The 2,619-nt window shown below is 57.7% G+C and carries 1 protein-coding gene; it reads right to left on the bottom strand.

The genetic code is table 11. From position 1 onward, the window contains the following. A partial coding sequence (locus tag WLY71_RS30280; protein ID WP_347806509.1) for a TcdA/TcdB pore-forming domain-containing protein occupies positions 1-2,619 on the bottom strand: 2,619 nt, incomplete at both ends.

Here is a 2,619-nt window from a genome sequence, read left to right on the forward strand (position 1 = left end):
AAAACCCCCCCTGCGGTCATGCAGCATCACATTGGTTTGATGCTGGGTGCCGACGAGTGTGAATTGCGCAGCAATAGCGGTCTTCGGAATGCGGATCAACCGTCCGGTCCGGACCACGAACCATTGTTGGTAATCAGGGTCTTTGACGGACAGAAAATCGGCGCATCGATGTTCGTTCGCCAGCGCCGCCAGGCCCTCACTCAATTCATCTTCCAGTGCAGCGACCCAACGGCTGTCAACGCCCGTAATCCGTACCGGTTCGTTGTGCTGTAAATCCACCTCCACACCTTCAAGCGTCGTTGCCCTCAGGCCAGAGCCTTCCACTGTTACGTCGCTAAAGGTCCAGCTCGCCCATTCCTGCGTCGGGGCTGGCAATGCCTCAGCCATTAACAGTTTCGTTCCCTGGGCAAATGCCGTGCTCAAGTGGTCTGGATCGATAAAACCCTGACGGACAATCTTGCCGGTTGAAAGATCAAACAGCCAGGTGGCCTGATTGTCTGGAGTCATACTCAGCAACCGTACTTCTTTGCCGTGCCCCATTTCAGCGAGCAGCAGCCGACCACCCAAGTACCAGGCGCACAAACCGGCCTTGAAACCGGTCAAACCCAGGATGGCAAAACTCGGCACCGGGTATTGCAACGCAACCGTTTCCAGCGCCGACCACCACTGGGTTTTGCCCTTGAACCAGTGCTCGGTCAGCCCGCCGAGTCTCAGATTCCCGTCCGGCATAATGTCAAAGAACAGACCAGAGTCGGTCAGGGCGAGATAGTCCCGCCCAACGGCGACAACATTTTTCAGCCCAGGGGGGGAGATGTTGCTGGACGACCAGTGTGCGCGACCCTCCACCATCGATCTTTGCAGACGCATGAGGCTTCGGCCAGGCCTGTCGTAGGTAACGAACACTTCGCCCTCGACACCGGCAGGAGCGATGAGCAGAAGCTCATTCAAGGCCTTGATCGAATCTGCCCATCCCCGCATATAGTGACGCCTGGCAGGTGCACGAATAATCAACCCATCACTGCTGCGCACCCAGACCAGATCCCGCAACTTGTCATTGATCTGCCAACAAATCGAAACCAGTGCACCGGGACGCCAGTTCACTGTATTGGCGGACTCTGCCAGCACCACATAGTCGCCCAGTACCTGTTTCCAGTCCGTCAGCGTGTCAGCCTCCAAAACAGCCTGCAGTGCAGGATCCTGACTGCGGGTAATCGAGCTGAGCAACACGGCCCGATCATGGATCACATAGGTCAGTTCATCGCGCTGACCGTCCTTTCCAGGGAGCTGCTGCACGATCTGAATGCCGCCATTGGTCACAGCCTCGAAGCGGACAATCGCCAGGCCATCTCTATAAAGCAAACGATAGTGCTGAACCAGCGTCCCGGTGATCGCATCGACCTGCCAGACATTGAAACTCTCGGGGTGATAGAAGTAAGCCGAACCCTCCAACACCGCGCCCAATATCACCTCATCGGACACCAGGACATTCGGGTCGCGGATGTACAGAAAACGATCCTGTGCCGAGTCGTAATACGCGACTACCGTCCTGGGTTCGCTCGGCTTTTCGAACGGCACCACGAAGTTGCGAACGGGGGTGTAAGACGTGGCCAGGCGATGTTCATGGGTCAGTGTCTTGAAGTGATCCAGCAACGCTTGTTCTCCGAGGGCCGGATCGGCCTCTTCTTCGACAACCTCCAGCCGCCGGTCAGCAAGATCTACACGCACGATTTTGTTTTTCGACAGCTTGAGCAACACATGGTGAACGCCACCGCCACTGAACGTCACATCCAGCGTCCCCGAGACAAGGCGCCCCCCGGCTTCTATCTGGATGTCTGTCTCCGCCAGCCATGGAGTCCGCAGCACCCAGAGCATGGCCGTGTGACCGGGCGCGACGAGTTCGAGGCTCACTCCAGGATTGAGCAACAGGGAACATTGAGCACCTGCGCCTTCTACCCGGTAGGACACCAGCCCGTGCCACACCTTCGGCAGCGCAGGTACCGCCAGTGAACGCTCGACGTTATCGAGACGAACATTGAATACCGTTGGCTTGTAGACCGGGTTCAGCCGGTTGACCACGTACTCACCGGGAAACGAGTAGAACGAAAACAGAAACTGCCATTGCCCCTGTTCGTTCTTTTTCTCCAGTCGACGTGCCGTGTCGTACCCGCCGGCATGACGAAACGTGACAAACGGCAGCAACTTGTATTCGTAGCCGAACCAGGTCTTGGGTCTGCAGGGCAGAACGATTGTCTGCCCTGCCTGTGGTGAAAAACGCGCCGAGTCCGGCAACTCAAGGCCCTGGCGAATATCGACGGCGCGGTTGTAATCCACATCGAAATCCGGAACCCCGAAATGGTCCCGCAGCGGGAACAGTTTCGGACTGTCGAAATGGACGGTGGATGCGCGCAAATCCACTCCGCTGAATACCAGCAAGGGATGCGCAAACCAGGCATTCGCCGCCTTGTCCAGGTGATAGCCGCCTTGTAAATACGCCTTTTCCAGCCCATCAAAAAAACGCGCGACCTCCTTGGCTTCCTCCGCAATGGTCGCAAAGCCTTCGGCCAGCGCCGTAACGCCCACCGCCAGCCCGCCCAGAATCACCCCGGCGCCCCCCAGCAC

Source organism: Pseudomonas rossensis, assembly GCF_039888995.1.
GTDB classification, from domain to species: Bacteria; Pseudomonadota; Gammaproteobacteria; order Pseudomonadales; family Pseudomonadaceae; genus Aquipseudomonas; species Aquipseudomonas rossensis.